Source organism: Arsukibacterium sp., from assembly GCF_033722355.1.
Taxonomy (GTDB): domain Bacteria; phylum Pseudomonadota; class Gammaproteobacteria; order Enterobacterales; family Alteromonadaceae; genus Alishewanella.
Genome location: NZ_JAWVZF010000279.1, coordinates 1 through 1,524 on the forward strand (window position 1 = coordinate 1; position 1,524 = coordinate 1,524).

General features: G+C 51.0%; 2 protein-coding genes. One reads left to right on the forward strand and one right to left on the reverse strand.

From position 1 onward, the window contains the following. Positions 1 to 141 precede the first annotated feature (141 nt). Positions 142 to 795 carry a response regulator transcription factor gene (locus R3177_RS14785; protein WP_318971770.1) on the forward strand — a complete coding sequence of 218 codons (654 nt, stop codon included), beginning with the start codon at positions 142 to 144 and terminating at the stop codon, positions 793 to 795. Positions 796 to 859: 64 nt separating this feature from the next. On the opposite strand, the gene R3177_RS14790 is transcribed toward R3177_RS14785, so the two are convergent. Next, on the reverse strand, positions 860 to 1,524 hold a 665-nt coding region (locus R3177_RS14790), incomplete at its 5' end, for an ATP-binding protein (protein WP_318971771.1).

Here is a 1,524-nt window from a genome sequence, read left to right on the forward strand (position 1 = left end):
GATAATACTTTAATTGGCTATTATGGTGCGCCGCGTGAAGTCAGCTTAACAGTCGCTTACCGCTTCTGATAAGTGAAAAACCTTGCCGGGGCGTAAGCCCCGGTACATTATAGTGAGTCTTTGTACTCAGAAGTAAACGTTATGATTGCTATCATCGCCGATGATCATCCATTGTTCCGGGTGGCTTTAGCCCAGGCCTCTTCGGCCATCTTAGGTAATGACGCGCTGCTGTTACAGGCGCAAACTATGGAACAAGTCTGGCCGTTGCTGCGCCAGCACCCTGATACCCACTTTATTTTTCTTGATTTAAAAATGCCCGGCTCTGACGGTTTTACCGGCCTGAGCGCTTTGCGCACCGAATACCCGGATGTACCGGTGATTATGGTATCTGCTGAGGAAGACCCGGTTATTATTAAACAGGCGCTGGCGCTGGGCGCTGCCGCTTATATTCCTAAATCTGTGCCGTTAGAGCTGCTATCTGACGCCATCAGTGCCGTATTAAACGGTGACAGCTGGCTGCCCCCAGGGCTGGCAGACGATGTCAACAATGCCAAACCCCTTATCGATAACGATTTTGCCGAACGCTTAGAGCAACTGACACCGCAGCAGTTCCGGGTGCTGAAAATGATTGCCGATGGTTTACTGAATAAACAGATTGCCTATGAAATGAACGTGCAGGAAACCACCATCAAGCAGCATGTCTCGGCTATTTTACGCAAGCTTAATGTCAATAATCGTACGCTGGCTGGCATTATGTTTGAAAAGCTGCGCCTGCCAGAGAGCTATACCGGCTAATGACTTTTTATCAGGCCAGAACTCCTCACCATCAGCTTTTGGCAAGCGCAGATGTAACCTGCGCTTAACCCCGCAACAGGCGCTGAAATAAGCGCTTTAACGCAGCCGGCTTTAATGGCTTTAGTAAAAAGTAGAACCCACTATTTAGTGCCAGCTCGCGGATATTCTGATCATGATCGGCCGAGTGAATAATGACCGGGGCATTGATTGAAAAATGACTGACCAGTTGCTCAGCGACGGCAACGCCGGTGGCAGCGTTATCCAGATGATAGTCGAACAGACATAAATCAGGCTTTAAGCCCTGACTAATTGCTGCTAACGCTTCGCCGGGCTGACTTACCGCAGTAACCTGGCACTGCCAGCTGCTGAGCAGCGCGCTGACCGCGCTGAGCAGGTGCGCTTCATTATCCAGTAGTAGTATTTTCTTACCGGCAAAGCGGGCACTGATTTCACTGCTGGCCACAGAGGGAACAGACGGTGTGGCCGGTGCTGCGGCTAATGGCAGTGATAAGCAAAAGCAACTGCCTTTACCCGGTGTCGACTGGACGGTCAGGGGATGGCCCAGAATCGCGCTAATCCGGTGGGCGATGGCCAGCCCCAGACCGAGGCCTTTCTGATCTGGCTGACTACCTTGCTGAAACTCCTCAAATATCCGTTGCTGATCCGTTTTGGCAATGCCGACGCCGGTATCAATAACCTTAATATGCAATTGCTGACCAGCGCGTTTTA